The 26665-nt window shown below is 64.6% G+C and carries 30 protein-coding genes; 18 read left to right on the forward strand and 12 right to left on the reverse strand.

The genetic code is table 11. The features are described from left to right. Positions 1-7: 7 nt before the first annotated feature. Both GGC65_RS09420 and GGC65_RS09425 read right to left on the reverse strand, forming a co-directional pair. Positions 8-1141, reverse strand: a complete 1134-nt coding sequence (locus GGC65_RS09420) for an acyltransferase family protein (RefSeq protein ID WP_192646916.1) — start codon at positions 1139-1141, stop codon at positions 8-10. Positions 1142-1246: 105 nt separating this feature from the next. Then, complete coding sequence (locus GGC65_RS09425) at positions 1247-2773, reverse strand: acyl-CoA carboxylase subunit beta (protein ID WP_192646917.1); 1527 nt, start codon at positions 2771-2773, stop codon at positions 1247-1249. A 55-nt stretch (positions 2774-2828) separates the two neighbouring features. On the opposite strand from GGC65_RS09425, the gene GGC65_RS09430 reads away from it, so the two are divergent. After that, positions 2829-3323 (forward strand): thioredoxin family protein, encoded by a 495-nt coding sequence (locus GGC65_RS09430; protein WP_192646918.1) that lies wholly within the window; start codon positions 2829-2831, stop codon positions 3321-3323. 12 nt (positions 3324-3335) lie between these two features. Further along, positions 3336-4115: an SDR family NAD(P)-dependent oxidoreductase gene (locus tag GGC65_RS09435; protein WP_192646919.1), complete on the forward strand. Its 780-nt coding sequence runs from the start codon at positions 3336-3338 to the stop codon at positions 4113-4115. Positions 4116-4117: 2 nt separating this feature from the next. Here the strand turns inward: GGC65_RS09435 and GGC65_RS09440 are convergent, their stop codons facing one another. Beyond that, entirely contained in the window at positions 4118-4681 is a 564-nt protein-coding gene (locus GGC65_RS09440) for a VOC family protein (protein ID WP_192646920.1), read from the reverse strand. An 87-nt stretch (positions 4682-4768) separates the two neighbouring features. Here GGC65_RS09440 and GGC65_RS09445 point away from each other — a divergent pair, with 87 nt between their 5' ends. Next, on the forward strand, positions 4769-5671 hold the full coding sequence (locus GGC65_RS09445) for a DMT family transporter (RefSeq protein WP_192646921.1): 903 nt from the start codon (positions 4769-4771) through the stop codon (positions 5669-5671). Between the two features lie 118 nt (positions 5672-5789). Here GGC65_RS09445 and GGC65_RS09450 read toward each other — a convergent pair whose 3' ends face one another. Next, positions 5790-6722, reverse strand: coding sequence for an L-threonylcarbamoyladenylate synthase (locus GGC65_RS09450; RefSeq protein WP_192646922.1), 933 nt, complete (start codon positions 6720-6722; stop codon positions 5790-5792). A gap of 72 nt (positions 6723-6794) precedes the next feature. Between GGC65_RS09450 and GGC65_RS09455 the strand changes: the two genes are divergently transcribed. From GGC65_RS09455 to GGC65_RS09490, 8 genes are all read left to right on the forward strand, one after another. Beyond that, complete coding sequence (locus tag GGC65_RS09455) at positions 6795-8537, forward strand: acyl-CoA dehydrogenase (protein ID WP_192646923.1); 1743 nt, start codon at positions 6795-6797, stop codon at positions 8535-8537. 114 nt (positions 8538-8651) lie between these two features. Next, positions 8652-10940 carry an EAL domain-containing protein gene (locus tag GGC65_RS09460; protein ID WP_192646924.1) on the forward strand — a complete coding sequence of 763 codons (2289 nt, stop codon included), beginning with the start codon at positions 8652-8654 and terminating at the stop codon, positions 10938-10940. Positions 10941-11661: 721 nt separating this feature from the next. Continuing rightward, positions 11662-13620: a ribonucleoside-diphosphate reductase subunit alpha gene (locus tag GGC65_RS09465; protein ID WP_192646925.1), complete on the forward strand. Its 1959-nt coding sequence runs from the start codon at positions 11662-11664 to the stop codon at positions 13618-13620. Between the two features lie 118 nt (positions 13621-13738). Further along, positions 13739-14803, forward strand: a complete 1065-nt coding sequence (locus tag GGC65_RS09470; RefSeq protein ID WP_192646926.1) for a ribonucleotide-diphosphate reductase subunit beta — start codon at positions 13739-13741, stop codon at positions 14801-14803. Between the two features lie 125 nt (positions 14804-14928). Beyond that, entirely contained in the window at positions 14929-15159 is a 231-nt protein-coding gene (locus GGC65_RS09475) for a hypothetical protein (protein ID WP_192646927.1), read from the forward strand. A 39-nt stretch (positions 15160-15198) separates the two neighbouring features. Next, positions 15199-15858: a DUF4145 domain-containing protein gene (locus GGC65_RS09480; RefSeq protein WP_192646928.1), complete on the forward strand. Its 660-nt coding sequence runs from the start codon at positions 15199-15201 to the stop codon at positions 15856-15858. Positions 15859-16016: 158 nt separating this feature from the next. Next, positions 16017-16298 (forward strand): GIY-YIG nuclease family protein, encoded by a 282-nt coding sequence (locus tag GGC65_RS09485; RefSeq protein ID WP_192646929.1) that lies wholly within the window; start codon positions 16017-16019, stop codon positions 16296-16298. Positions 16299-16628: 330 nt separating this feature from the next. Further along, entirely contained in the window at positions 16629-17789 is a 1161-nt protein-coding gene (locus GGC65_RS09490; RefSeq protein WP_225940753.1) for a GGDEF domain-containing protein, read from the forward strand. A gap of 29 nt (positions 17790-17818) precedes the next feature. On the opposite strand, the gene GGC65_RS09495 is transcribed toward GGC65_RS09490, so the two are convergent. Then, a complete protein-coding gene (locus tag GGC65_RS09495; protein ID WP_192646930.1) occupies positions 17819-18316 on the reverse strand; it encodes a hypothetical protein in 498 nt (165 codons plus the stop codon). Positions 18317-18586: 270 nt separating this feature from the next. After that, entirely contained in the window at positions 18587-19024 is a 438-nt protein-coding gene (locus GGC65_RS09500; protein WP_192646931.1) for a nuclear transport factor 2 family protein, read from the reverse strand. Positions 19025-19149: 125 nt separating this feature from the next. Here GGC65_RS09500 and GGC65_RS09505 point away from each other — a divergent pair, with 125 nt between their 5' ends. The 3 genes from GGC65_RS09505 (at position 19150) to GGC65_RS09515 (ending at position 20239) form a co-directional block, all read left to right on the forward strand. After that, positions 19150-19392: a hypothetical protein gene (locus GGC65_RS09505; protein WP_192646932.1), complete on the forward strand. Its 243-nt coding sequence runs from the start codon at positions 19150-19152 to the stop codon at positions 19390-19392. A gap of 76 nt (positions 19393-19468) precedes the next feature. Further along, positions 19469-19636, forward strand: a complete 168-nt coding sequence (locus GGC65_RS09510) for a hypothetical protein (RefSeq protein WP_192646933.1) — start codon at positions 19469-19471, stop codon at positions 19634-19636. Positions 19637-19792: 156 nt separating this feature from the next. Then, on the forward strand, positions 19793-20239 hold the full coding sequence (locus GGC65_RS09515) for a hypothetical protein (RefSeq protein ID WP_192646934.1): 447 nt from the start codon (positions 19793-19795) through the stop codon (positions 20237-20239). Positions 20240-20493: 254 nt separating this feature from the next. Here the strand turns inward: GGC65_RS09515 and GGC65_RS09520 are convergent, their stop codons facing one another. Beyond that, on the reverse strand, positions 20494-20733 hold the full coding sequence (locus tag GGC65_RS09520; RefSeq protein ID WP_056368769.1) for a DUF2171 domain-containing protein: 240 nt from the start codon (positions 20731-20733) through the stop codon (positions 20494-20496). 140 nt (positions 20734-20873) lie between these two features. Here GGC65_RS09520 and GGC65_RS09525 point away from each other — a divergent pair, with 140 nt between their 5' ends. Next, positions 20874-21677 (forward strand): hypothetical protein, encoded by an 804-nt coding sequence (locus tag GGC65_RS09525; RefSeq protein ID WP_192646935.1) that lies wholly within the window; start codon positions 20874-20876, stop codon positions 21675-21677. 2 nt (positions 21678-21679) lie between these two features. On the opposite strand, the gene GGC65_RS09530 is transcribed toward GGC65_RS09525, so the two are convergent. From GGC65_RS09530 to mnmA, 5 genes are all read right to left on the reverse strand, one after another. Next, entirely contained in the window at positions 21680-22264 is a 585-nt protein-coding gene (locus tag GGC65_RS09530) for a thermonuclease family protein (RefSeq protein WP_225940754.1), read from the reverse strand. Positions 22265-22368: 104 nt separating this feature from the next. Then, positions 22369-22683 (reverse strand): hypothetical protein, encoded by a 315-nt coding sequence (locus GGC65_RS09535; RefSeq protein ID WP_192646936.1) that lies wholly within the window; start codon positions 22681-22683, stop codon positions 22369-22371. Between the two features lie 54 nt (positions 22684-22737). After that, positions 22738-23430: a DsbA family oxidoreductase gene (locus GGC65_RS09540; RefSeq protein ID WP_192646937.1), complete on the reverse strand. Its 693-nt coding sequence runs from the start codon at positions 23428-23430 to the stop codon at positions 22738-22740. Between the two features lie 441 nt (positions 23431-23871). Continuing rightward, a complete protein-coding gene (locus GGC65_RS09545) occupies positions 23872-24291 on the reverse strand; it encodes a hypothetical protein (RefSeq protein WP_192646938.1) in 420 nt (139 codons plus the stop codon). A gap of 54 nt (positions 24292-24345) precedes the next feature. Beyond that, complete coding sequence (mnmA, locus tag GGC65_RS09550; RefSeq protein ID WP_225940755.1) at positions 24346-25494, reverse strand: tRNA 2-thiouridine(34) synthase MnmA; 1149 nt, start codon at positions 25492-25494, stop codon at positions 24346-24348. Between the two features lie 144 nt (positions 25495-25638). Here mnmA and GGC65_RS09555 point away from each other — a divergent pair, with 144 nt between their 5' ends. The 3 genes from GGC65_RS09555 to GGC65_RS09565 all read left to right on the forward strand — a co-directional run bounded on the left by GGC65_RS09555 (position 25639) and on the right by GGC65_RS09565 (position 26641). Beyond that, positions 25639-26019 carry a hypothetical protein gene (locus GGC65_RS09555; RefSeq protein WP_192646940.1) on the forward strand — a complete coding sequence of 127 codons (381 nt, stop codon included), beginning with the start codon at positions 25639-25641 and terminating at the stop codon, positions 26017-26019. A gap of 2 nt (positions 26020-26021) precedes the next feature. Then, on the forward strand, positions 26022-26321 hold the full coding sequence (locus tag GGC65_RS09560; protein WP_039576512.1) for a DUF1153 domain-containing protein: 300 nt from the start codon (positions 26022-26024) through the stop codon (positions 26319-26321). A gap of 113 nt (positions 26322-26434) precedes the next feature. Next, on the forward strand, positions 26435-26641 hold the full coding sequence (locus GGC65_RS09565; RefSeq protein WP_192646941.1) for a hypothetical protein: 207 nt from the start codon (positions 26435-26437) through the stop codon (positions 26639-26641). Positions 26642-26665 lie beyond the last annotated feature (24 nt).

The raw sequence follows: 26665 nt of genomic DNA on the forward strand, positions 1-26665 counted from the left end.
TTCCCCCCTATTTTCGCTGCAATCCGATCAGCGGCCGCAACCAGTCGATGTTGCGCCCGATCCAGTAGAAAAGCCAGCATCCGGTCACCGTCGCCGCAACGAGGATCAGGAACGACGGCAGCGCCGCGACCTCGCCGCGCAGCAGATACCAGCCGACGATGACGATGATCGTCTGGTGGATGATGTAAAAGGGAAACACCGCCTCGGCGAGCATCGCGCGCTGCGGGTGGTCGCGGTTCCAATAGAAGTCGGCGATCCCGACCAGCGCGACGATCGTCGCCCAGCCCTGCACCTGATGCGCGATGTCGAACGGTAATTGCCCCCACTCAGGCGGCCGCGCCCCGCTCAGCCACAGATACATGATCCCCGCCACCACCGCGAAAGCCACGACCGCGACGCCCAGCGAAATTCGCCACCAGCGCGCGACGGCGGCGAACAGCTCGGGCCGCACGCGCAACAGCCAGCCGACAAAGAAGGGCATCAGATAATGGAGATGCGACGGCCCGTCGTCGAACAGCGCGTGCGTTTCCTCGTGACCCGGAAACAGCGCAAGCAACAGCAGCCACCATGCCAGCGGCAGCACCAGCAACCCCCAGCCGCCGAGCCAGCGTGCAGCACCGTCGGCGACCTTCGCGCGCGTGGCCGCCGGCACCCATGCGAGCACCGCCGCGGCGAGCAGCGTATAGACCCACAGATACACGACGAACCACAGATGCTGCCACGTCGGCAGGACGATGCCATCGAGCGTCCCGAAGCGGAAATAATCGCTGGTCCAGAAGGCGCCGAGGCTCTTCGCATAACCATGCTGCGTCACCAGCTCGATCCACGGCTGCGGCGGGATAACGATCAGGACACCGAAGAGCAGCGGGATCAGCAGCCGTGCGCTGCGCGACCGCACGAACGCCCCGCTGCCGCCGAGCTTCGCAAACAGCGCCGCACTCGCATAACCCGACACGAGGAACAGCAGCGGCAGCCGCCAGCTGTTCGTCGCGAGCATCGGCACCTGCACCCAATCGATCGGCTGCGCGATCTTCACATGCCAATCCCACGGCACGAAATACATGCCGATATGATAGAGGATCAGCAGCCCGAACGCCGCGATCCGCAGCCAGTCCATGCCGTAATGGCGCACGCCGGTCATTCCATATCCCCCACCGTCATTGCGAGGGCCGGAGGCCCGCGGCAATCCAGAGTGTGCAAAACCGCTCTGGATTGCTTCGCTTCGCTCGCAATGACGAGCCCTTTTCTACGAACGACTGTTCAGCACCCGCCACGCCAGATCGGCAAACTCGCAAAGCAGCGGCCGCGTGTCGCGCGGGTCGATGATGTCCTCGACCCCGAATTTCTCCGCCGTCCGAAACGGCGAGCGCACGCGGTTCAGCCTTTCGCGGATCGCCTCCAGATGCGCGACGGGGTCCTCCGCAGCCTCCAGCTCGCTCTTGTACGCGACCTCGACCCCGCCCTCGATCGGCAGGCTGCCCCAGTCGCCCGACGGCCAGGCGAAACGATACTGGAACCGCTCGGCATTCGACATCGCGCTGCCCGCGATCCCGTACGCGCGCCGCACGACAACCGACGCCAGCGGCACCGTCGCGCGGTAGATCGCGTTCATCGCCTGCACGCCGTACCGGATCGTTCCCGTCCGCTCGGCCTCGCCGCCGATCATGAAGCCCGGATTGTCGACAAGATGGACGATCGGCAGCCGGAACTGGTCGGCCATCTTCACGAAGCGCTCGGCCTTCTCGCTCGTCTTCGCGTCCCACGATCCGCCGAGATAGGACGGATCGCTCGCGAGCACCGCGACCGGATAGCCGTCAAGCCGCGCAAAGGCCGTGATCACCGCCCGCCCCCAGCGCGCACCCATCTCGAAGAAACTGCCCTGATCGAACACCGCGTTCGCGATGCGCCGCATCGAATAGACCTGCTTCGCCTCGCGCGGCACCACCGACAGCAAAGTCTCGTCGCGGCGACCCACAGGATCGTCGCATTCGGTGCGCAAGGCCCGATCGTGGATCGACGACGGCAGATAGGAGAGGAAGCGCCGCGCCGCCGCAAAGGCCTCCGCCTCGCTCGCCACCTCGTCATCGACGACGCCGTTGCGGGTATGCACATCGACCCCGCCCAGTTCCTCACGATCGAGCGTATCGCCGATCGCCGCCGCGACCGCCGGCCCCGCCGCGAACAGCTGCGACAGCCCGCGCACCATCACGCTGTAATGGCTCGCGACGACCCGCGCCGCGCCGAGCCCCGCCGTCGGCCCGAGCGCCAGCGCCACCACCGGCACCGTGTCGAGGTTTGCGATGATCTCGTCCCAACCAGGAACGTGCGGGATATAGGTGTACCCCATATCCTCCAGCGTCTTGACCGAACCGCCGCCGCCGGTGCCGTCGATCATGCGGATCAGCGGCAGGCGATATTCATGCGCCATCGCCTCGCACTGGACGAACTTCCGGTGCAGCGCCGCATCGGCCGCGCCGCCCCGCACGGTGAAATCGTCGGCGCTGGCGACCACCGGCCGACCGTCGATATTCGCGCGCCCAAAGATGAAGTTGCTGGCGGCCAGATCTTCCAGCTCGCCGTCAGCGCCATAACGCCCGCGCCCCGCAATCTTGCCGATCTCGCGAAAACTGCCTGCGTCGACGATCCCCGCGAGCCGCGCCCGCGCGTCCATCTTGCCGCGCCCATGCTGGCGCGCGACCTTTTCTTCCCCGCCCATCTTCTCGGCCATCGCCCGGCGCTGACCGAGCTCGCCCACTTCTTTGTTCCAGCTCATGGCAGAAGGCTATCTTACGTTGACGGAAACGTCATGCAAAACCTATCGTCGGTGCATGAACCGCCTAGTCGCCCTTGCCCTCGCCGCAGCACTGCTCGCCATCGCGCCCGCCACGGCCAGCGAAACGCGCACGATTCCCGGCGTCGCCGATCCCTACAAAACCGACGCCTTCAATCCCGACGCCGACCCGATCGCGCAGATCGACGCCGCGCTCGCCGCAGCCCGCACCGCGGGCAAGCGCGTCCTCCTCGTCATGGGCACCAACGGCTGCCATGACAGCGCTTGGCTCGCCAACCTGCTCGGGACCGACCGCTTCGCCCCGGTGCGCGACCGCTACGAGATTGTCTACGCCGATATCGGCATGCCCCATATCCGCGGCCTCGGCCGCAACCCCGACGTCCCCGAACGCTTCGACTTCCGGATCAAGGGCACCCCCACCGTCGCGATCCTCGATGCCGAGGGCCGCGTCCTCAACCGCAAGGCGGCGCCCAAATGGCGCAACGCCGCGAGCCGCCGCGACGACGACATCTATAACGAACTGATGGATTAGGGAGAGAGAGACATGGCCGACATGAACCTTGCGGGGCGCGTCGCGCTCGTCACCGGCGCGTCGCGCGGCATCGGCCGCGGCATCGCGATCGGGCTCGCCGAGGCCGGTGCCGACGTCGCGGTGAATTACACGCGCGGCGAAGAAGCGGCCGCCGAAACCGTCGCCGCGATCGAAGCGCTCGGCCGCAAGGCAAAGGCCTATCAGGCCTCGGTCACCGACGAGGCCGCTTGCGCCGCGATGGTCGCCAGTATCGAAGCCGATTTCGGCCCGATGTCGATCCTGATCAACAACGCCGGCATCGCCAGCCGCGGGCTCTCGGTCGCCGACACAACGCCCGAAGAAGTCGACAAGCTCTTCGCCGTCCACGCCGCCGGGCCGCATCGCCTCAGCCGCCTCGCGCTGCCGCAGCTCCGCACCCACAAGCGCAGCGACATCATCGTCATTTCCAGCATTGCGACCTATGTGAACTCACCGAACGGCGCCCCCTACACGATGGCGAAGGCCGCGGGCGAGGCCCTCGCCCTCACCCTCGCCAAGGAAGAATTGCGCCACGGCGTCCGCGTCAACATCGTCGCCCCCGCACTCACCGTCAGCGACATGGGCGAAAAGCTCTCGCGCGCGATCACGGGCAACGAGGATATCCACCACCTCGACACCAAAATGCCCTTCGGCCGCGTCGCGGTCCCCGCCGACGTCGCCGCGGCGGTCGTGTGGTTCGTGAGCGACGCAAACAGCTATTGCTCAGGCCAGAAGCTCAATATCGACGGCGCCGGACAGGCGACGTTTCGCTAATCTCAAACCATTCCGTGCGCGGCGGGAATCCCCGCCGGCGGCCCAACAGGTATGGCCATCAATTCAGCCTCGCTCGCCCCCGCCTCATAGCGGGCGAGCAGTTCGTCGGGGTCATATTCGACCCCGATCGGATTACTGCCGAACAGCTCGCTCTTCATATAGGCGACCCCGTCGGCGACGCTGCCATGGTCGACCTGGAACTCCATCCGGTTACCGTCGGGGTCCTGATAATACATCGACAGCGCGATACCGTGATGGATCGGCCAATAGGGCGTGATGCCCGCGGCCTTCAGCCTCTTGTACGTCGCAAGCAGGTCGCCCGCGCTCGCAAATGTATAGGCGACATGATTGACCCCGACATCGCCTCGTCCGCCATCGCCGCCGGGCTTCAGCAGTTCGAGGTTGGCGAAAGCGAAGCGGTGATGCTCGTCGTCATAGGTCAGAAAGGCGAGCGCCGGGTCCTGGTGCACGACCTCGGCCTCGAACACCCTTTGGTACCATTCGATCATCTCGTCATAGCGCCGCGTCATATAGACGACATGCGCGAACTTGCTCGGTTTCGTCATGGACCCCACTCCATCCAGCAACCCGCCGCGATGCTGCGCGCCTTCGTTCCATTGTGCAAGTCCGAACCCCTCCGCTAGAGGCGGGCCATGCGCCCCGATTCGCCCTCACCCGTCATCCCCTTCCTGATCGCCTGCGCAGGGATCGCCACCTTTTCGGCGATGGACGTGCTGATGAAGGGGCTGTCGATCGACATCGGCGCTTATAACGCCGTGCTCTGGCGCACCGGCACGGGCACGCTGGTGAGCGGCCTTCTCTATTTCGCCACCCGCCCCAAATGGCCGGACAAGGCGACGATGCAGATCCACGCTTGGCGCTCGCTGTTCGTCGCGGGAATGGCGCTCAGTTTCTTCTGGGCGCTCGCGCGGCTGCCGATGGCCGAGGCGATCGCGCTCGCCTTCGTCGCGCCGCTGATGGCGCTCTACATGGCTGCAATCTTCCTCGGCGAGAAAATCGGACCGCGTTCGATCGCCGCCTCGCTGCTCGGGCTCGCGGGGGTGATCGTCATCGTCGCGGGCAAACTCGGCGGCAGCGACTATAGCGACGAGGCGCTGCTCGCGGTCGGCGCGGTTTTCCTCTCGGCAGTCTTCTACGCCTACAACCTCATCCTCGCGCGGCGGCAGGCGAAGATGGCCGAGCCGATGGAGATCGCCTTTTTCCAGAATTTCTTCGTCGCCGCGATCCTCGCGCTCGGCGCCCCATGGTTCCTCGCGGTGCCCGATGCGGGGCAGGCGCCGAACATCCTCGGCGCTGCGGTGCTCGCGACGACCTCGCTGCTGCTGCTAAGCTGGGCCTACGCCCGCGCCGAGACGCAGATCCTCGCGACGACCGAATATACAGGCTTCCTCTGGGCAATGCTGTTCGGCTGGTATTTCTATGACGAGGCGGTCACCCTGCCGACCTTCGCCGGCGCGCTACTGATCGTCGCCGCCTGCCTGATCGTCGCGCGCAAGGTCCCGCACGGTGACCCGATCGAGCCGGCCGCCGCCTAACCAACAAGTCCTCCTATCTCCGCTCGTGTCGAGCGAAGTCGAGACACCCATCGGCGTGGCGTAAGATCGAGGGGCATCTCGACTTCGCTCGATGCGAACGGAAATTGCGTTTGCGTTTTTAGACCGCCGCCCGCGCCAGTCGGTCGTTGATCGCCGCGCCGAGCCCCTCGAACGGGATCTCCGCCACAGCGATCTTGCCTTTCGCACTCGCCGCGCCCGCATGCAGCGCATCGAACAAGCGCGCCGCAGCTTCGGTCAGATCGCCCGCCACGCTCAAATCATAGTCGCCCGGGACCACGCCGAACCCGATCCCATACTCATCATCTTCAAACGCGGTCGCTCCCAGCCGCACCGGCTTGCCCGGCGCATAATGGCTCGCCAGCATCCCCGGCGCGACGATCTCGGAACCCGAAACCCCGGTCACCGGCAAGCCGCTCGCTTCCGCCAGCATATCCGCCGTCACCGGCCCCGGCCGCAGCATTTCGACAGCGCCATCCTTTACCCGAGCGATCGTCGATTCCACGCCCGCCGTCGTCGGCCCGTCGTCGATCACCAGCGCGATCCGTCCGTCGAGGCTCGCCAGCACATGTTCGGCCTTCGTCGGGCTGACCCGCCCGCTGGCGTTTGCGCTCGGCGCCGCGAGCGGTGCGCCTGTCTCCGCCAGCAACGCCTGCATCGCGCGATGCCCCGGCACGCGCAGCGCAATCGTGTCGAGCCCCGCGGTCGCAATGCTCGCGACCGGGCAATCGGCGGTGCGCGGCACCACGATCGTCAACGGCCCCGGCCAGAAGGCTTTCGCCAGCGCCCGCTCGACCGCATCGAACACGCCCAGCGCCTCGGCCGCCGCCAAGTCCGGCACATGCACGATCAACGGGTTAAAATCGGGCCGCCCCTTTGCAGCATAAATCCGCGCGACTGCCTCGGCGTTGCGAGCGTCGGCGGCGAGGCCATAGACCGTCTCGGTCGGCACCGCGACCAGCTGCCCCTCCCCGATCAGCCCCCCGGCGCGCGCCATTGCCTCCGGCCCGAAAGGGCGGATATCGGTCGTCATGCGCGTTTGACCATCAGCCATGCCGCGCTATAGCGCCCGCGCAACGATATTCACCAGGAAAGTCGGCTCTTCATGTCTTACACGCCGCCCACCACCGAACAGCTTTTCGTCCTCAATCATATCGCGCGCATCGACGCGATGGCGGCACACGACAAATTCGCCGCCGCCACCCCCGACATGGTCGAGGCGATCGTCACCGGCATCGGCGAGTTCGCCGCCGACGTCTACGCGCCGCTCAACCGCGTCGGCGACACAGTCAATCCCAAGTGGGACAATGGCAAGGTCACCATGCCCCCGGGCTTCAAGGACGCCTACAAACAGTTCGTCGAGGCGGGCTGGGGCAGCATCGACGGCCCCGGCGAATATGGCGGACAGGACCTGCCCTTCACGCTTGCGACCGTCGTGATCGAGGCGCTCGGCAGCGCGAACATGGGTTTCTCGCTCTGCAGCATCCTGACCCCCGGCGCGATCCACGCGCTGATGGCCTATGGCACCGAGGAACAGCGCCAGACCTGGCTGCCGAAGCTGATTACCGGCGAGTGGAACGGCACGATGAACCTGACCGAGCCCGCCGCGGGCAGCGATGTCGGCGCTCTCCGCTCGACCGCCGAAAAGATCACGGAGGGCGAACATGCCGGCCTCTACAGGATCACGGGCCAAAAGATCTTCATCACATTCGGCGAGCATGATCTCACCGACAATATCGTCCACCTCGTCCTCGCGCGCACCCCGGGCGCGCCCGAGGGAACGCGCGGCATCTCGCTCTTCCTCGTCCCCAAATATCGTCTCGACGAGGCGGGCAATCCGACGATTTCGAACGGCGTCCATTGCGCCTCGATCGAGCACAAGCTCGGCATCCACGGCTCGCCGACCGCCGTCATGGTCTATGGCGAGGACGAGGATTGCCTTGGCGAGATCGTCGGCGACGAAATGGGCGGCATGCGCGCGATGTTCGTGATGATGAACAATGCGCGCCTGATGATCGGCTGCCAGGGCATCCAGATCGGCGAGCGCGCGACGCAGCAGGCGCAGCTCTTCGCCGCCGAGCGCATCCAGTCGGCGCTCGCGGGCTCGCCCGACCGCAATCCCGTCACCATCGACCAGCACCCCGACGTGCGCCGCATGCTGTGGCGGATGCGCGCGCAGACCGAGGCCGCGCGCGCGCTCACCTACTACGCCGCGGCGCAGATCGATTTCGGCAAATTGGGCGACGAGGCCGCCGCAATGCGCGCCGATATCCTCATCCCGCTGGTCAAGGCGCACGCCACCGACATCGGCTGCGAGGTCGCGAGCCTCGGCGTGCAGGTGCACGGTGGCATGGGCTTCATCGAGGAAACCGGCGCCGCGCAGCATTATCGCGACGCGCGCATCGCGCCGATCTACGAAGGCACCAACGGCATCCAGGCCGCCGACCTCGTCGGGCGCAAGCTTGGCATGGCGGGCGGCGATCTCGTCCGCGGCCTGATCGACGATATCGCGCACGGAGCCGCCGATTTCCCCGAACTGCAGCAGCTCATCGACGCGTGCCGCGCGGTCACCGACTGGATGGTCGGGGCGAACACCGGCGACCGGCTCGCGGGCAGCTATCCCTATCTCACCATGCTCGCGACAGCCACATGTGGATGGCTGATGGCGATCCAGAACAGGGCCGCACGCTCGGCGCTCGACGAGGGCAATGGCGACCGCGCCTTCCTCGAGGCGAAGATCGTCTCGACGCGTTTCTACCTCGAACAGATCGTCCCCGCCGCGACCGGCCTCGCCGCTTCGGCGCTCGCGGGCGACGCGGCGCTCGAACCGCTGCCGGCAATCGCCTGAAACATATGGAATCCTGTGCCTGACGCCCTGCCCGGCGGCGCAGGATTCCATTCATAATTAACGCGATGATAACCATCTGGGACTAGACGCGACCGGCAATTGCTGGAGACGTGCGTGCCCATCCAGGTTAAAAGTCTGATCATCAGCTGGCGCTCTATCGGCCTGTCGCTGCTGCTCAGCGTGGTGGTGGGGTTGACCGCTGTCAGCGAGCCAATCGATCGTGTGATCGAGGCCGCGATCGGTCGTGTCGCGTGGCGGCCTGTGCCGGACGACATTGTCGTGGTTGCCCTTGACGACCGGACGCTCGCCGAGGTCGCGGGCCGCGATTTTTCGATGACCCGCCATGCGCAACTGGTTGACGCGATCGACCGCGCCGGCGCCAAACGCCTGTTTATCGACTTTACCTATGATCGTCGCGAAAAGGATGCCGATTTTCCGTTTTTGACGAAGGCCGTGCAGCGGATGGGTAATCGTGCCGTCCTCGCCGTCGCGGCGAAATCGGCACGCAGCGGAAATTCCGAACTTGCCCGCTTTCCCAGCCCCTCCTTCGGCACCGCCGCGCAAATCGCCTGCATCGGTTGGGAATATGAACTTTGGCAGGTCTGGCGAATACCGATCACGCTTGACGTCAATGGGCGTGCGATTTCCAGCTTCTCGTCGTTGCTCGCTAACCGGCGATCCGCCGAAGCCAGCGTCTATGCGCTCGACTATTCCTACAAGACGAATTCGATCACCGAATATAGCGCCAGCGACGTTTTGTCGGGCAAGGTATCGCGCGAACTCGCCGGCCGTGACGTGATCTTCGCTCCCACCGCCGCGGAGTTTCAGGACAGCCATTACCTCCCCGGTCACGATCGTGTGCCGGGCGCGTACGTGCATGTGATCGGCGCCGAAACGCTGAAACGCGGCATGCCCACCGACATTGGCTGGCTTCCGCAACTCATCGTCGCTGCGGTTATTCTTATCGGCGCGACCGGATTTCGCCGCGCCCGCCGCTTCAATCTTGTCGCGGCGGCGCTCGTCGTAGCCGTGATCGTAAGCAAAATCTATCTGACGACGATTCTGGTCAGCAGCTCGGTTGGTGCCGCATTGTTCCTCGCCGCGGCCATCAGCGCGAACGTCTCTCGAACAAGCCGTCGTCGCTCGGCCCAGCGCGAGAACCCGGTATCGGGTCTGCCGAATTTTGAAGCCCTGCGCTCGCAATCCGCCTTTGGAAGTGCGACGGTCGTCGCGGCCAAGGTCGTCAATTTCGAGGATCTCGCCGCCTTCATTCCCGGTGACGGCATCGGCAAGCTCGTCGAACAAGTCACGCGCCGCCTCCAGCTCGCTTCGCAGGGCACAACGCTCCACCACGACCTCGACGGCACCTTCGCCTGGCTGGTGCCTTATTATCAGCACAGCCAGATCGAGGGTCAGCTTGCAGGTCTCGCCGCATTGTTCAACGCGCCGCTGACGATCGGCGAACTCCGCGTTGACGTCGCGATTGCCTTCGGGGTCAACGACGAATTCGAGGGCTCGAATGCGCAGCGGCTCGCCGCGGCGCTGGTCGCCGCCGAACGCGCGATCCGCACGCGCTCGCTGTGGACCAAATATACCTCGCGCCAGAAAGAAGACGCGGGCTGGCAGCTCTCCTTCCACTCGCAGCTCGAGGACGCGCTGACCGGCGGCGACATATGGGTCGCCTTTCAGCCGCAATATGAGATCGCGACGAACAAGCTCGTCGGGGTCGAGGCGCTCGCGCGCTGGACGCACCCGACGCGCGGACCGATTCCGCCCGACGAATTCATCGTCCAGGCCGAAAAGAGTCAGGACATCTATCGCCTCACCCTGTTCGTGATGGATCAGGCGATCCGTTCGGCGGCGCAGCTGCGCGAACGCGGCATACATATCAACATGTCGGTTAACCTTTCGGCGAGCCTGCTCGACCACAACGACCTCGTCGGCACGATCCGCGTTATGCTCACCGCACACCATCTGCCGCCCGAAACGCTGACAATCGAAATCACCGAAACCGCACAGATCGAAAACAGCCGCCAGGCGCGCCAAACGCTCGCGCAGCTTCGCCGCACCGGCATCCGCCTGTCGATCGATGATTATGGCACCGGCCAGTCAAACCTCGAATATCTGACCGAAATCGAGGCCGACGAAATCAAGATCGACAAGCGATTCGTGATGACCATGCGCGATTCGCAGCGGAACCTCGAAGTCGTCAAATCGACGATCGATCTGGCACACCGTCTCGGCGCCGTTGCCGTCGCCGAAGGCATCGAAGATGCCGAAACCATGGCTCTACTCGCCAGCTTGGGCTGCGACGTAGGCCAAGGCTATCATCTTGGAAAACCACAGTTGTTTTCCGAGTTGACTGCGGCGCTCGCCGCCACCCCCCAGCACCGCTCCGCATAACTGCCAAACTGGCGGTAATCATTATAGTTAAGACTCGATTTACCTTACTAATTAAGGTATACGCTCCGTTAACTGTTCTTCGTGGGCAGTGCGACAGGAGATCTGAAATGGGTTGGTTTTGGAAATTCCTGGGTGGCGGCGGCACCGGTAACGGTGGCGGTCAGGCCTAACCTGGAACAGAATGACAGATGGGGCTCCGGCATCGCCGGGGCCCTTTCTTTTTGCCTTGCGTCCGCGCGCGTGGTGCCCGGCAGCACCGCTCCGCATCGCGACACGACGCACCAAACGCGCGTTACCGGTGTCACCGATCGCGCCAGCCCTTGCACCAGAAAATCTCGTCTTTTTCGACCAGCCCGGGCTGATCCCGCGCTAAGCCGCAGAAAGGCTGGCGCGACGCCTCCTGCTCGTGCATCAGCGGCGACGAGACGAATCATTTTATCGACGAATTGAGTCCCCATATTGTCATTTACCGTCTTGCATCGCGGCGCCGACGTGGCACTATAGGTGGTGGGTCAAACACGGGGGCACCCCAAGAAATAGTATCAGGCTGCAAGTGGCGGATTTCCGTCGTCCATCGCATATGGACACGGAAAAACCCTCCCTGCGCCCAAAAAAAGTGCCCACGCAGACGGGTTAGATGCTAAGACCGGGGCTTCGCCCTGAGTCGAACAAGACAGGAACAAAGCGCACCGGGTGCGCGTTCAAATCGGGGGCGAATTCGATGGATTTTCGGGAAACGGAACGAGTGGAGACGAGCGACGTGGCGACGGTGGAACTGGCAAAGAATGACGCTCCGGCGGCGCCCGAATCGAAGGGCGAATCACTTGCCGATGCCGCGCCCGCGGCAAAGCTGAACGACAGCAGCGAGCCGAAGGTCCACGCGCGCCGCTTCGCGATCGAGACCGACAAGAGCCGCGACGCGCTGCTCACCGATTTCGGCAAGGAAACGCTCGAGGATCGTTACCTGCTGCCCGGCGAATCCTATCAGGACCTCTTCGCGCGCGTCGCCGACGCCTATGCCGACGATCAGGACCATGCGCAGCGCCTCTACGACTATATCTCGAAGCTGTGGTTCATGCCCGCCACCCCCGTTCTATCGAACGGCGGCACCGGCCGCGGCCTGCCGATCAGCTGCTACCTGAACTCGGTCGACGACAGCCTCGAGGGTATCGTCGGCACGTGGAACGAGAATGTCTGGCTTGCCTCGCGCGGCGGCGGCATCGGCACCTATTGGGGCGCGGTCCGCGGCATCGGCGAACCCGTCGGCCTCAACGGCAAGACCAGCGGCATCATTCCCTTCGTCCGCGTGATGGACAGCCTGACCCTCGCGATCAGCCAGGGCTCGCTCCGTCGCGGTTCGGCCGCCTGCTATCTCGACATCTCGCACCCCGAGATCGAGGAGTTCCTCGAGGTCCGCAAACCCTCGGGCGACTTCAACCGCAAGGCGCTGAACCTCCACCACGGCGTGCTGATCACCGACGAGTTCATGGAGGCCGTCCGCGACGGCGCCGAATTCAACCTGCGCAGCCCCAAGGACCAGAGCGTCCGCGGCACCGTCGATGCGCGCGGCCTGTTCCAGAAGCTCGTCGAAACGCGCCTCGCGACCGGCGAACCCTACATCATCTTCATCGACCAGGTGAACCGCATGATGCCGAAACATCATCGCGACCTCGGCCTCAAGGTGTCGACCTCGAACCTCTGCTCGGAAATCACGCTGCCGACCGGCCGCGACCATCTCGGCAACGATCGCACCGCGGTCTGCTGCCTCTCGTCCTTGAACCTCGAAACCTGGGACGAGTGGAACGGCGACAAGCAGTTCATCGAGGATGTCATGCGCATGCTCGACAATGTCCTGCAGGACTATATCGACCGCGCCCCGCCCGAAATGGCGCGCGCCAAATATAGCGCGTCGCGCGAACGCTCGGTCGGCCTCGGCGTCATGGGCTTCCACAGCTTCCTTCAAGCGCGCGGCCTGCCGTTCGAGGGCGCGATGGCGAAGTCGTCGAACCTTCGCATCTTCAAACATATCCGCGCGCAGGTCGATCAGGCGTCGATGCTGCTCGCCAAGGAACGCGGCCCCTGCCCCGACGCCGCCGATCAGGGCGTGATGGAGCGTTTCAGCTGCAAGATGGCGATCGCGCCGACCGCGTCGATCTCGATCATCTGCGGCGGCACCAGCGCGTGCATCGAGCCGATCCCGGCGAACATCTACACGCACAAGACGCTCTCGGGCAGCTTCTCGATCCGCAACCCGCACCTGGAAGCTTTGCTCGTCGACAAGGCGAAGAACAGCGACGCGATCTGGAACTCGATCCTCGAGCGCGGCGGCAGCGTCCAGCACCTCGACTTCCTGACGCAGGACGAGAAGGACTGCTACAAGACCAGCTTCGAGATCGACCAGCGCTGGCTGCTCGAACTCGCCGCCGACCGCACGCCCTACATCGATCAGGCGGCGTCGCTGAACCTGTTCATCCCGGCGGACGTCGAGAAATGGGACCTCTTGATGCTCCACTATCGCGCGTGGGAGCTCGGCATCAAATCGCTCTATTATCTCCGCTCGAAATCGGTGCAGCGCGCCGGCTTCGCGGGCGGGGTCGAGGCCGACAACACGTCGGAAGCCCCGAAATACGAGCTGTCGGCCGAAAGCACCGACTATGACGAATGCCTGGCTTGCCAGTAAGCTAGCCCGCTCCACGTGAACCCCGGCGAAAGCCGGGGCCCAGAGCGACCTTACGCCAAGCCAACTGGATCCCGGCTTTCGCCGGGACACACAAGAGACAAGAACCGAGGAAACGCCGATGCCGTTGTTAGAAGCCCGCAAGACCTACAAGCCCTTCGAATATCCCTGGGCCTATGACTTCTGGAAACGCCAGCAGCAGATCCACTGGGTGCCCGAGGAGGTGCCGCTGGGCGAGGATTGCCGCGACTGGGCGCAAAAGATCAGCGACCATGAGCGCAATTTGCTGACGCAGATTTTCCGCTTCTTCACGCAGGCCGATATCGAGGTGCAGGATTGCTACCACGAAAAATACGGCAGCGTGTTCAAGCCGACCGAGATCAAGATGATGCTGACCGCGTTCAGCAACATGGAAACGGTGCACATCGCGGCCTACAGCCACCTGCTCGACACGATCGGCATGCCCGAGAGCGAATATGGCATGTTCCTCGAATATGACGAGATGCGCGCCAAGCACGACTATATGGGCACCTTCGGCGTCGACAATGACGAGGATATCGCGCGCACGCTCGCGATGTTCGGCGGCTTCACCGAGGGCCTCCAGCTTTTCGCCAGCTTCGCGATGCTGATGAATTTCCCGCGCTTCAACAAGATGAAGGGCATGGGCCAGATCGTCAGCTGGTCGATCCGCGACGAAAGCCTGCACTGCGAAGGCATCATCAAGCTGTTCCACACCTTCACCAAGGAACGCGGCTGCCTGACCAAGAGCGTCAAGGAAGACATCATCGACACCTGCCAGAAAACGGTGCGGCTCGAGGATGCGTTCATCGACCTCGCGTTCGAACAGGGCCCCGTCCCCGGCATGACGCCGAAGGAGATCAAGCGCTACATCCGCTACATCGCCGACTGGCGCCTGGGCCAGCTCGGCTTCGCGCCGATCTACATGATCGAGGAGCACCCGCTCCCCTGGCTCGCCCCGCTGCTGAACGGCGTCGAGCACGCCAACTTCTTCGAAACGCGCGCGACCGAATACAGCAAGGGCGCGACGCGCGGCGACTGGAACACCGTGTGGACCAGCTTCGACAGCCGCAAGAAAGCCAAGACCAGCGACGACGCCGCGCCGGTTAACGATGCCGACAGCGACGGCGAAGACATGTTCGCGAAAGCGGGCATCGCCGCCGAGTAAACGCCGCGATAAACCCCTCCCGCTTGCGGGAGGGGTAGCGAAACTTGCGGGCGAAGCTCGCTAGTTGCAGCGGGGAGGGCAGCAGAACCGCCCTCCCGCGATACAACAAGAAGTCAGAGGCCAAAATGACCGACAAACAAAAACAGAAACTCCTGATCCTCAGCCAGCCGCAGCGCGCGACCCTCGAAGGCCTCTCGAACCGCCGCCCCCAACTCCCCACCGACCCCGTGCGCGACGAACTCGTCACGCTGGGCCTCGTCGTCAAGCAGGGCGCCAAATGGGCGCTAACCCCGACGGGCAAGAAGGTGCTCGCGGCAAGCTCGAACCGGCGCAACTCGGGCGGGTTTTCAGTTTAGACGGCTTAGAGAACACGCATATTATGGAGAGCCATATCGATGAATGATCCGGTGCTGATGGATCAAATCGTGTATGACGTTGATAGATGCCCTCACTGCGGAGTGGCATCCCCATTGCTATCGATTTCGATGAAGCCTCAGCGCCACTATCGAGATTCGAACGCAGATACTTGGTGGCATTTCGCGATAGAATGCTCTCGCTGCCATCGTCATGCGCTATGTTATGGTTCGACAGCATATGGAGAGACGCCGGACATCGGAGGAACCCCTACCCTGGTTCGGATAAGAGACATTTATCCATCGGTAGAAACCGCTTCGGAACAGCTTCCTGAAAAACCAAAAAAATTCTTTCAACAAGCTTTGGAGTCGAGGCACGCTCCCGACGGAGCTTTGATGCTGGCCGCGTCCGCCATCGATTCAATGCTAAAAGATAAAGGCTATAAAGACGGATCCCTGTTCTCTAGAATTGAGCTAGCGAGCAACGATGGCCTGCTAACCAAAGAAATGCGGGATTGGGCACATGAAATACGCTTAAGTGCGAATGAACCTCGCCATGCTGATGACGACTACGATGGTGCAACTGTCCAAGATGTGGATCAGATCATCGAATTTGTAAAAGCGCTGACCGAATATCTGTATGTGTTGCCTTCCAAGGTTTCAAAATGGAAAGGCGCTGCCCAGCCCTCCAGTCAGAGCTAGGAACTGTTTAAATATCGCACTCGTTTCATGGATGCCGGATCAAGTCCGGCATGACGAACCAAAAAAGAAGCCTCCAATCCGACCCCATCTTCGTCACCCCGGACTTGATCCGGGGTCCATCGCCGCCCTAGCCTCCACCCCATGCACGCCTCTATATCATGGCCGGCGCGCGGCACGGCACGCTCTACACCGGCGTCACCTCGCACCTGATCCAGCGCATCTGCCAGCATCGCGATGGCAGTTTCGGCGGCTTCACCGACCGCTATGGCGTGAAGGCGCTCGTCTGGTTCGAACTCGCTGGGACGATGCACGCCGCGATCACGCGCGAGAAGCAGATCAAGAATTGGCAGCGCAAGTGGAAGATCGACCTGATCAAGGCGGCGAACCCGGAATGGCGGGACTTGGCGGAGGAATTCGGACTGCCGCCGCCGGGTGGGTAACGCCCCCCTCTCCCCTTCATCGTCATGCCGGACTTGATCCGGCATCCATTCTACGGCCGCTGCATGGACCCCGGATCAAGTCCGGGGTGACGAAAAGGGAAAGACCCGGAAGCACTTTGGTCGACCCGATTACCCTGCGCCAATCGTCATGCACGCGCTCGCGGCCCTGCCCGCTCATCGCCCTGTTTCGCGATGTCCTGCCCATACAGCGCGCCGGCCCGAAAACGATCCGCCGCAGGGCATACCCGACGTTAACCTTATCGGCGCAGGGTCGGGATCATGAATGGATCGGAATCCCCACCGCCGATCGAGGGTCCATCGCGCTGGCACTTGTTTGGAAGCCCCGCAACGCTTCCGCTGCCGGTCTATCGCGACTTCGTCGATATGCTCTTCTCCATGTGGATCCCGGTGTTCGGGCTCGGCGCGGTGTTTGTCGGCATCTGCCTGCTCGTCGGACGCGAACTCGACAGCGCTTTTCTCCTCGCGCTTGCCGCCGTCGGCGCGGTGGTGACTGCGCTGCGCGTCGCGTCCTTCCGGGCCTATGACCGGGTGAAGCCCGTCGCCTCCTATGACGATCTCAGGCGATGGGAACGCCGTTATGCGGCGGGCAATTATGCGACCGCCGTCCTGCTCGCCGCGCTCAACGTCACCGCCATATCGGTCCACTATCCGCTGCTGCACCTGATCACGGTCAGCCTGATCTTCAGCTTCGGCGCCGGCATCGTGTCGCGCACGTCGGTGCGCCCCGCCATCTGCGTGACCAGCCTGCTGATCGCCACCGTGCCGACGGTCGTCGCGCTCGCCTGGCATGCGACCGAGGCGCACAGCATCGCACTGCACGGCGAACTCTTCCTGATCGAAGCGTTCATCGTCGCGTCGATCACCGGCCTCAGCCTTCAGACCGTCGCGCACCTGCACCGTTCGGCGGTCGAGCATCATACCGCGCGGCACGACATGGCGCAGCTCGCGCGCACCGATGCGCTGACGGGTCTGTCGAACCGCCTCGTGCTCCGCGAACTGTTTCAGGACCGCGCCGAACGTGCGATGCGGGCGCGCAACCTCGTCGCGCTCCATTTCCTCGACCTCGACGGGTTCAAGGCGATCAACGACCGCCACGGCCATCCCGCCGGCGACGCGCTGCTCGAACAGGTCGCGCGCCGGCTCGAAACGATGGTGCGCGCCGACGATGTGGTCGCGCGGCTCGGCGGCGACGAATTCATCGTCCTGCAGGCCGGCCTTCGCGACGAGAGCGAAGCCGAACTCCTTGCGCGCCGGATCATTCGCGAGATCGGCAAGCCCTATCTGGTCGACGACATCAGCATGGCGGTATCGGTGAGCGTCGGGATCGCGACCGCGCCGAAGCTCGGCGTCGAGCTGGAACGGCTGATCGCCTGCGCCGATGCCGCGCTGTACCGCGCCAAGGCGGGCGGCAAATCGCGCGCGCTATTCTGTATCGAGGAAGATGCCCGCGCCGCGGACATGGCGGCCTGACGCCCCGGAACCGGCGGCTTTGCGAACCCTCAATGCACCGTGGCCGGCCGCATCGTCCCGCTCGCGCGCGCCACCGCGAACATCACCCCGTCGCGCACCACCTCGGGCGAGCCTTCGAGCATATAGAGCTTCACCAGCTCGCGCGTGACCTCGCTGTCGTCGTCGACGACCAGCCGGAGCGACTCCAGCCCGATATTGCCGCGCGCCACCACCACATCGCGGACCAGCGCGAGCGGCCACTGGGCACTTGCGCCGCGATAGAGCGTCACCCCGTCGTGGCGGAGGTAATCGCCGCGCCGCCGCCACATGCCGATGATATACGCCCACACCGCCAGGACCGCCGCGATGCCGAGCAGCAATAGCGGCTGCCCGAAGACCATGTTCCGGAAAGCATCGACCGGATCGCCGCCCCAGTCGAGCCGCACCAGCAGCACGCCGAGCAGCACCGCGCAGGCGAACTGCCACCCCACCAAGGGCGCCGTCCGCAGCCGCGCCACCACCACCATCTTCCGGTCCCCGTTCGTCATCGCGGCCTAGATAGGCATCGCCGCCGCGCCGCGCCACCCCGCGCCCGTTCGAGCCCAAGGCAAAATAGGACCGCGCGCCCCTTTCCTACATCGCCGCCGCGTGCCAGCCTCGCCCCCCTCGCTCTTTGAACCGTCGAAATCCGCGCCCGCTCCGACGCGCGAAACGTCGCACCGGCGCGCAACTTTTGCGACCTTTCGTCCGCGCTCTTCGTGGGCGACCTTTGCGATCTTCGATCGCGATCACCCGCGCGACGCAGGTCTCATGCTTACCTAAGCAGCCGGATTGACGAGTTCGACTGTGATCGCTTCGCCGCCGCCCGTCAGCCAGTCGCGCATCGCCGCGGTGTCGGTATATTCGACCAGCGATATCGCCCGCCCGTCGGCGTCGAATTCCCACATGCCGCACAGCCGCAAATCAAACGGCACACCGTTCGACTCCGCCTTGATGTTCATGACCACCGCCGCGCGAAGCCCGTCGATGATGGGAAGGTCGTAATCGACCTCCTTATATTCGATCAGCCGGATCAGCTTGTCGACTGCGGTCCCGACATCGTCGCTCTTCACCGGAAAACCCGGCAGATCGCCGTCGCGCGCCGCGACCGAATAGGTCGCACCCTCGGCAACGAGGTCCTTCAGCCATTCGCGATCGCCGGCCTTTCGCGCGGCGATCACCGCCTTGATCCTGTCGAATAGCTCCGCCTTGGTCATGATCCTTCTCCTGCCTCGATCCCGTCTCCCGATCGTCCGCGCTTCCCGCTCGCGCTGGTCTGCCGCCTTATAGCGCAAAATGCCGCACACGGGGAGGCGGGGCAACGGGCACTGCGAAGCCGCAAATGGAACCTAAAAGCGAAGCATCCGTAATTATTGCGGCGCAAAACGGCTGCGCCGAAGGAGTCGGTATCATCGAGACCAGAACCCTCATTGCCTATGGCCTGATCCTGTTGCTGGTGGCGGCGGCCATCATCGGCATCGCCTTCCTGCGCCACAACAGCCACGACCGCAAAATCGCCCGCCAGCGCGCACGCGACCTGCTGCGCCAGAACGAACGGATCGACGCGGCGTCGGGGCCAGACTAACCGCCCCGTCCGCACGACGGATCGCCGCCCGCTGCGCCGCATCGCTGCTATAATCGGGCGCGAAAGGAGAAAGCCGATGCAGGCCGTAACCGAAGGCGACCGCCGCAAGGAGGTTCGCGTCCTCCTCGAACAGATCCAGGCGCACCCCGAACGCGACTGGACGGAGGCGCGCCGGCGCCTCGCGACGCTCAACAAATTGATCGCCGTCCCGCCCGGAAAAGCATCGAGCCCGAACCCGCATTAGCCACTCGTCGCTCGCGCGGCGCGGCCCGTCGCAACCCGTCAGATCCGATGCAACAATCTGACCTTGCACAAGTTTCCCCGCCGTAGGCATCGGCGCCGCCCCTTCCCCCCCGCGGGCGGGCGCCGATGCCGAACCCAACCCACGACGGAGACAGACATGCGCAAAGCATTCGCCCTTCTGACGGTCGCCCCCGCCCTCCTCGTATATCCTGCCTTCGCGCAGCTCGCGCCCGACGGCAGCGCCAACGTCAATCTCGTCGGCAAGGTTGGGCTGAACGGCGGCGCGGTTCAGGAAACCGTCGAGGGCGTGGCCAAGCCCGTTGGCGGCACGGTGGGCAAGGCCGTCGACGATGCCAACCTCACCCTCGCGACACGCGAACAGGTCCGCGCCGGCGCCGAGCTTTATGACACCGGCGGCAACAGCGTCGGCACCGTGCAGAGCGTCGAAGGCGACACCGCGATCGTCGTCCGCGGCGGCAAGCTCTATAATGTGCCGATCGCCCAGATTTATCACGGTGCGGTGGGCGCGACCCACGGCCTCGTCACGAAATTGTCGGCCGCCGAGATCCAGGCGCGCACGACCGCCGCGATCGAATCGCGCTGAACGAAACTAGCAGCGGCGACCCCTGGCAATAAGGGACGTGGCCGCGCTGGGGGGAGCCGGGTGCACCTGGCTCCCCACCTTGAGATAGGGAGAGACCGCATCGCGAACGCGATCGGGGAGGGAGCCGGGAAACCGGCTCCCTTTCGTTTTGTCTCCACCCCAACGAAAATGGCCCGCCCCAGGGGAAAGGGCGGGCCAGTTCAGGCGCCGGCGCGCCCGATTGCGGCGCCGGCCCTCTGTTATTTCGTCAAAGCCTATTCGGCTTCTTCGAACAGGTCGACCGCGTTCGCGGCGTTTGCCGACAGGCGGACCGTGTCGCCCTCGACCGCGGCCACGAGGCCCGCGGGAAGGTAATGATGCTTGCCGTCGCCGCTGTCGGCCTTGGTCAGCTTGATGCGTTCGCCGTCGAGATGGTCGACGGTGCCGATGTGGACGCCGTCGGCGCCGACGACATTCAGGCCTTCCTTGATCGCGCTATGGTCATGCTCTGCCATGGTCATTTCTCCTTGCCGCTCCGGGGAGGGGAGCTTGGTCATCATACGCACAGGAATCGAGTCGGCTCCATATACCAAGATAGGGTGCACCAAAGCCGCGCCCGCTTCCCATAGCGCGGCCGCGCCGCTACCCTCCGGCCATGCGTCCCCTCCCCCTGCTCGCTACCGTCGCGCTTCTCGCCGCGCCGCTTCCCGCCCACGCCTGCTCGCCCGCCCCCGGCTACCGCGTCCCGACCAACCTCGAACTCGTCGAGCGCGCCGAGCTCATCCTGCTCGGCACCGTGACCGATGGCGATTTCGAGCGCGACAGCACGCCGGAGCAGATGATCGCGGTCGAGCCGGTCGAAGCGCTCAAGGGCCCGATGCCAAACCGCCCGATCACGCTGCCCGCGATGATCGCGACCGACGGCGACATGCTGCTCAGCAATCCCTACGACCTTCAGGACGCGCATCCGCAGAGCCTCGCCGGCGCGTGCATCCGTTATGTCTTCCCGCGTGGATCGCGCGTCCTCTTCTTCCTCGATCGGCAGGACGACGCCTGGCACGCGGCGGGCGGTCCGTTCAGCCGCTGGGCCGAGGATGTGCTGACCGACGACGCGCCTTGGCTACAGGCCGTGCGCTTCTATATCGATGTCGCGAGGCTGCCCGAGGAAGAGCGCGCCGCCGCGCTAGCGGCGCGCCGCAGTGAACTCGGCGCGCTCGGCGACGATCCGGTCGCGCAGCTGCTCACCGCCGATATCAGCCGCCAGCTCGCCGGCCCGAACCCGCCGCTGAGGGGCGAGCTTCCGCCAGCCCCCGACGAATCCGACGCCGCAACCGCGGCCGACGCGGCCGAGGCCGCGACAAGGGCGGCCGAAGTCGCCGCCGACGATGCCGATGTGGAGGCTGACGCGGACGCCGATGAAACCGAGACAGAGGCCGAAACCGACGAGCCGCGCGACTAGACTTAGGCCCGGCACCAGGGACGCCGCCGCCCCTCCCACGGTCGCGCCAGCCCTTCGGCGACCAGCACCGACCCGACGCTCGTCCCGCCACGCGTAACGATGCGCAGCTTGCGACCGTAACGGTCGGCATCGCGGCCGGCGCTTTCCAGACTGAATGACCCTTCATTCAACCAGCGATGGAGCCGCCCGGTCGCCGCCGCGCCCAGCGCCGCCTCCTCGGCACAGCGCGCCGGATGCGTTTCGGGAGTGTCGATGTCGGCAACGCGATATTTGTCGCCCGCGAACCAGAAGGTGTCGCCGTCGACGACGCAATTGCTGCCGCCGCCACTGTGGCAGAGCGCGAAGCGCGCCGACAGCGCATCCTTTGCAGCTGGTGCAGCGCTGTCCATGATGGACATTCCGATCGCGTCGCCGGCATCGGCAATCGCTCCACCCGGCATGCGCTGCAAACCGGCAAGCGCCGCGAGGAACGCCACCGCCATCAGCGGCGCCAGCCACAGGCTAGACGCGGTGCGCCGACGCGAGTGGACGAGCTTGGGGCGGCGAACGGCGCGGCGCCGCGGGTAATGAAAATCGGGTCCGGACATGCCGGCGATCTTACCGGCGGATGTTTAGCGAAATCCCAATAAGGCAGGTCTGCTATAGGGTGTAACGCATGATAATCGCGGCCGGTGCGGCGCCATATTGATGGCTATGGCGCGCCGCGCGGCTCGTCATCCTCGATCCCGCCGGGACCGAGTTCGTCATCCTCATCATCGTCGCTGCGTTCGCCGCGATATGCGTCCATGTCGATCACGCCCGACCGTTCCATCTGCTTCATATGGTCGACCAGATCCTGCACATCGTCGCTGTCGTCGCCGTTGCCGGCCTTGTCGCTGTCTTCCAGCGGCCGGTCATGACGCGCGGCTTCGGCGACGCTCTGCGCTTGCGCCTCCTCGTCATCCTGCTCGCGGTTGTGCGCCTCGGGGGCGTCGTCTGCTTGCGTTTTGCGGGGATCGTCGGCCATGACCAGTTCCTTGAAGAGGATGGTCGGAAAACGCGTGGCCGCCGGGGCGGTTCCTCAGGCGGCGGCCGCCAACACTTTCGTCTCGATCACGCGAATGAACACGTCGGGATCCTGCGCGCCGGGGATCAGCATCCGCCCGCCCAGAATGAACGCCGGCACCCCGGTGACATTCTGGTCGGCCCAATAGGCCTCCTCGGTCCGCACCATCTCACCGAACTCGTCCGAAGCGAGGATCGCGGCCGCGCGTTCGCGGTCGAGCCCGACAGACGCGGCGACGTCGGCAAGCACCGCATGATCGCTCACGTCGCGATTGTCGGTGAAATGCGCCGCGAACAGCGCGAGCTTCAGCGCGGTCTGCACGCCCGTCGCACCGGCCTGTTCAGGCTCCTCGAGCGCCCCTGCCCAGGTCAGCAGGCGGTGCGCGTCGAAACTGTTGCGCATCCGGAAATCCGGCCCGCGGTTGAAGGTGAAGCCGAGGTCGGCGGCGACCCCCGCCATCTTGCCGCTGTTCGCGCGGCTCTGCTCGGCGCTGATGCCATATTTGCGCATGACATGGCTCGCCGCATCCTCGCCCTCGGGCGGCATGTCGGGATTGAGCTCGAACGGATGCCACTGGACGCGAAAATCGAGCCGGCCCGCAAAATGCGCCATGACCTTCTGGAATTTCAGCCAGCCGATGATGCACCAGGGGCACATTACGTCGGACACGATGTCGACGCTCAGGCGGGGGACGCGCGGTTCAGTCAAATTCCGTCTCCTGTCGGCGCGCACCGCCGCGCTTAGTCGGAGCGGCGATCCTTGCCCGTCCGCCGATCGCCCTTGCGACGATCCGGTCCTTTAAAATCAGGATCTTCGGTAACGCGCCGGTCGGCCGACCGCCTATCCGAAGCTGTCCGTTTGTCATCACCCGATGCCATATGCCCCCTCCCACCACAAAGGAAAACAGAAGCGACCCGGTGTGCAGTTACTCACAAAATGGTTAAAATAACAAGCAACGGCGGAAATCCGTCGTTTCGACAGAGTCTGTTTACGGGTGGGGATCAGCCACCCCTAAGTCCGTTCGTGTCGAGCGAAGTCGAGACACCCATCGGTGCAAAGTCTAGCCCGAGGGGCATCTCGACTACGCTCGATGCGAACGGATCAGGTGGGCAGAAGGTACCCTATAGGTCGTTACCCGCCGCGCCGATTTCAGTGCACGACATCGCCCGCGATCGGCTCGCCCGCCTGCGGCCGCGACAAGACCCACCAGCTGCCAATCATCAGCAACACGGTCAGCGCCTCGATAATCATCGCCTGTACGATCCCCGAATTGACGAGGTCGCCGTTCGCGATCCCGAACAGGCGCCCTGCAAGCGCCGTCCCGTAGAGTGCGGCGGGTACAAGCAACGCACGTAGCCAGCCCGGCACCAGCGCACCGACCAACGCGGCGCCCGCTGCGACAAGGAAAAAGGCCGACAGGTCGGCGCGGATCGTATTCGTCGCCATGCCCTCGACGACAATACCAAAGGTCTCGGTATAGCTCGCGGGATCGAACAACCCGCGTGCCCCGACGATGACGAAGAACAGCGCCCACAACAGGACGGCGCCGCGCAAGACCCAATTGACCATCTCTCTTCTCCCCGATTTGCCGGCAGGCTGCGGCATCGGGGCGAAAAGTGCAATCTATTCCGGGTTAAAGTCCGCCGCGAACGTCTCTTCGATCCAGCCGCCGCCGAGCACGCGCGAATTGTCGGCCGCGTCATAGAGCACCGCCGCCTGTCCCGGCGCGACGCCATATTCGGCTTCGGCAAAGACCAGCCGCTCGCCCTCGACGCGCGCGGGCACCGGCTTCGCCATGCTGCGCACCTTCGCCATCACATCGCGCCCGTCGACCGCCCCCAGCCAGTTCGCCTCGCCCAGCCGCGCACCCGCCACGGCCAGCGCGCGGCGCGGGCCGACGATCACCTGCTTGGCGTCGGCATCGAGGCGGACGACATACAGCGGCTCGGCCTGTCCGCCGATCTCGATCCCGCGGCGCTGGCCGACGGTATAATGAATCAGCCCCTTGTGTGCGCCGAGCACCGTGCCGTCGACATGGACGATCTCGCCCTGATCGTCGGCCTCGGGGCGCAGCTTCCGGACCAGCGTCGCATAATCGCCGTCGGGCACGAAACAGATGTCCTGGCTGTCGGGCTTGCCCGCGACACCGAGGCCGAGGTCGCGCGCAATCTCTCGCACGACGCTCTTCTCGAGCCCGCCGAGCGGGAAACGCAGAAAGTCGAGCTGGTCCTGCGTCGTCGCGAACAGGAAATAGCTCTGGTCGCGCGCCGGATCGACCGCGCGGTGCAGTTCGGCGCCCGCGGGCCCCATCACGCGCCGCACATAATGGCCGGTCGCAAGGCAGTCGGCGCCCAGTTCCTTCGCCAGCCGGAACAGGTCGGTGAACTTCACCCCCATATTACAGCGCACGCAGGGGATTGGCGTCCGCCCGTTCAGATATTCGTCGGCGAACTGGTCGATCACCGTATCGCGGAAACGGCTCTCATGATCATAGACATGATGCGCGAAGCCCAGCCGGTCGGCGACCGCGCGCGCGTCGCGGATATCCTGCCCGGCGCAGCAGGCCCCAACGCGCTTCGCCTTGGCGCCATGATCATAGAGCTGGAGCGTCACGCCGATCACCTCGGCGCCCGATCGCGCGGCGAGCGCGGCGACGACACTCGAGTCGACTCCACCCGACATCGCGACGACGATTCGCCGGTCCTTCAGCGGCGAAGCGAGCTGAAAGTCGGCCTGGGCGAGCCCGGCAGGAGAAGAAATCGTGTCGATCATGGTCGGCGCCATCTAGGGATGCATATCCAAAAATACCAGCTTTTCCGCCGCGCCTGTCAAGATATTGACGCGGATTAAGCTTCGCTAACGGGTTCTGAAACGGGCATTTACGGGACCTTAGCTCCTCTCGCGTAGACGAGTCGCATGAACATCGCCCCGTCAGAACTGCCACGCATTGCCGGTGCGGCCCGACTGTCGAAGCCCGACTTCGACATCATCCTGGCTGTCTCCAGCGCGCGTCAGGCCATGCTGCCGACCGTCCGGCAACTGCGGACGCAGGCGCACCGCGAATCGCACGCCGCGACGCTCAACGCCCTTCGTCATATTCTTTGCGGGACGACCCGCATGGCGGAACAAAAGGCGCCGCGGGTCGTTCGCTTCTTCGACTTGCCGGACGATCTGAACGCCTCGCCGGAAACTATGAACAGCCTGTTTACCAGAGGATTTCAGCCGATGTTGAGTCCCTCCGATTTAAAGAAAAACGCGTCGGAAAAATCCCCCCCCGACGGTGAAAATATGGAATGACTATGATCGAGAATCAGAAAATCCGGCCCGCACAGGTCATCGGCCCCCTCGGTGAACCTTTAACCCTCGACACGCTGCCGCCGCCGTCGACGACCCGTTGGGTCGTTCGCCGCAAGGCAGAGGTTGTCGCAGCCGTTAACGGTGGACTCTTGTCTGTCGATGAAGTGTGCGAACGTTATGGGCTGACCCTCGAGGAATTTGCCGGCTGGCAGCGGTCGATCGACCGCAGCGGCATGCCGGGGCTGCGCGTGACACGCATCCAGCACTACCGCGACCTCTACGAGCGCCAACAGCGCTTCTGAGGCCCGCGGGACCGGACCAGATAGAGAGAGGGCGCTTCCGGCGCCCTCTTTTTTTGCGTGGCGGCCAAGGTCGGACCTAGACAGGAGCCGCCCCCGCTCGCTACCGGCGCGCCATGGGTATCAACGCAACGATCATGAACACCGCCACCGGCCAGCCGATCCAGAAGATGAGCTTCGGCCGCATGCCCAAACCATGGGCCAGCTTCAACCTCGCGACCGGCGAGCTCGTCACCGCCGAACGGATCGACGTCACCCCGCCCGCGCCCGGGAAATTCGCCGCGACGGTGCAAGTCTGGGTTAAGGTCAAGCCGCGGGACTGAACGGCTGCCGCCGTTATCCGAAAG

The sequence above is a fragment of the Sphingopyxis sp. OAS728 genome (genome assembly GCF_014873485.1).
Classification (GTDB): domain Bacteria; phylum Pseudomonadota; class Alphaproteobacteria; order Sphingomonadales; family Sphingomonadaceae; genus Sphingopyxis.

What these genes read in the sequence shown, in the direction of transcription:
- GGC65_RS09420 (WP_192646916.1), bottom strand. Translation starts at nt 1,141, where the DNA reads ATGACCGGCGTGCGCCATTACGGCATGGACTGGCTGCGGATCGCGGCG.
- GGC65_RS09425 (WP_192646917.1), bottom strand. Translation starts at nt 2,773, where the DNA reads ATGAGCTGGAACAAAGAAGTGGGCGAGCTCGGTCAGCGCCGGGCGATG.
- GGC65_RS09430 (WP_192646918.1), top strand. Translation starts at nt 2,829, where the DNA reads ATGAACCGCCTAGTCGCCCTTGCCCTCGCCGCAGCACTGCTCGCCATC.
- GGC65_RS09435 (WP_192646919.1), top strand. Translation starts at nt 3,336, where the DNA reads ATGGCCGACATGAACCTTGCGGGGCGCGTCGCGCTCGTCACCGGCGCG.
- GGC65_RS09440 (WP_192646920.1), bottom strand. Translation starts at nt 4,681, where the DNA reads ATGACGAAACCGAGCAAGTTCGCGCATGTCGTCTATATGACGCGGCGC.
- GGC65_RS09445 (WP_192646921.1), top strand. Translation starts at nt 4,769, where the DNA reads ATGCGCCCCGATTCGCCCTCACCCGTCATCCCCTTCCTGATCGCCTGC.
- GGC65_RS09450 (WP_192646922.1), bottom strand. Translation starts at nt 6,722, where the DNA reads ATGACGACCGATATCCGCCCTTTCGGGCCGGAGGCAATGGCGCGCGCC.
- GGC65_RS09455 (WP_192646923.1), top strand. Translation starts at nt 6,795, where the DNA reads ATGTCTTACACGCCGCCCACCACCGAACAGCTTTTCGTCCTCAATCAT.
- GGC65_RS09465 (WP_192646925.1), top strand. Translation starts at nt 11,662, where the DNA reads ATGGATTTTCGGGAAACGGAACGAGTGGAGACGAGCGACGTGGCGACG.
- GGC65_RS09470 (WP_192646926.1), top strand. Translation starts at nt 13,739, where the DNA reads ATGCCGTTGTTAGAAGCCCGCAAGACCTACAAGCCCTTCGAATATCCC.
- GGC65_RS09475 (WP_192646927.1), top strand. Translation starts at nt 14,929, where the DNA reads ATGACCGACAAACAAAAACAGAAACTCCTGATCCTCAGCCAGCCGCAG.
- GGC65_RS09480 (WP_192646928.1), top strand. Translation starts at nt 15,199, where the DNA reads ATGAATGATCCGGTGCTGATGGATCAAATCGTGTATGACGTTGATAGA.
- GGC65_RS09485 (WP_192646929.1), top strand. Translation starts at nt 16,017, where the DNA reads ATGGCCGGCGCGCGGCACGGCACGCTCTACACCGGCGTCACCTCGCAC.
- GGC65_RS09495 (WP_192646930.1), bottom strand. Translation starts at nt 18,316, where the DNA reads ATGACGAACGGGGACCGGAAGATGGTGGTGGTGGCGCGGCTGCGGACG.
- GGC65_RS09500 (WP_192646931.1), bottom strand. Translation starts at nt 19,024, where the DNA reads ATGACCAAGGCGGAGCTATTCGACAGGATCAAGGCGGTGATCGCCGCG.
- GGC65_RS09505 (WP_192646932.1), top strand. Translation starts at nt 19,150, where the DNA reads ATGGAACCTAAAAGCGAAGCATCCGTAATTATTGCGGCGCAAAACGGC.
- GGC65_RS09510 (WP_192646933.1), top strand. Translation starts at nt 19,469, where the DNA reads ATGCAGGCCGTAACCGAAGGCGACCGCCGCAAGGAGGTTCGCGTCCTC.
- GGC65_RS09515 (WP_192646934.1), top strand. Translation starts at nt 19,793, where the DNA reads ATGCGCAAAGCATTCGCCCTTCTGACGGTCGCCCCCGCCCTCCTCGTA.
- GGC65_RS09520 (WP_056368769.1), bottom strand. Translation starts at nt 20,733, where the DNA reads ATGGCAGAGCATGACCATAGCGCGATCAAGGAAGGCCTGAATGTCGTC.
- GGC65_RS09525 (WP_192646935.1), top strand. Translation starts at nt 20,874, where the DNA reads ATGCGTCCCCTCCCCCTGCTCGCTACCGTCGCGCTTCTCGCCGCGCCG.
- GGC65_RS09530 (WP_225940754.1), bottom strand. Translation starts at nt 22,264, where the DNA reads ATGTCCGGACCCGATTTTCATTACCCGCGGCGCCGCGCCGTTCGCCGC.
- GGC65_RS09535 (WP_192646936.1), bottom strand. Translation starts at nt 22,683, where the DNA reads ATGGCCGACGATCCCCGCAAAACGCAAGCAGACGACGCCCCCGAGGCG.
- GGC65_RS09545 (WP_192646938.1), bottom strand. Translation starts at nt 24,291, where the DNA reads ATGGTCAATTGGGTCTTGCGCGGCGCCGTCCTGTTGTGGGCGCTGTTC.
- mnmA (WP_225940755.1), bottom strand. Translation starts at nt 25,494, where the DNA reads ATGATCGACACGATTTCTTCTCCTGCCGGGCTCGCCCAGGCCGACTTT.
- GGC65_RS09555 (WP_192646940.1), top strand. Translation starts at nt 25,639, where the DNA reads ATGAACATCGCCCCGTCAGAACTGCCACGCATTGCCGGTGCGGCCCGA.
- GGC65_RS09560 (WP_039576512.1), top strand. Translation starts at nt 26,022, where the DNA reads ATGATCGAGAATCAGAAAATCCGGCCCGCACAGGTCATCGGCCCCCTC.
- GGC65_RS09565 (WP_192646941.1), top strand. Translation starts at nt 26,435, where the DNA reads ATGGGTATCAACGCAACGATCATGAACACCGCCACCGGCCAGCCGATC.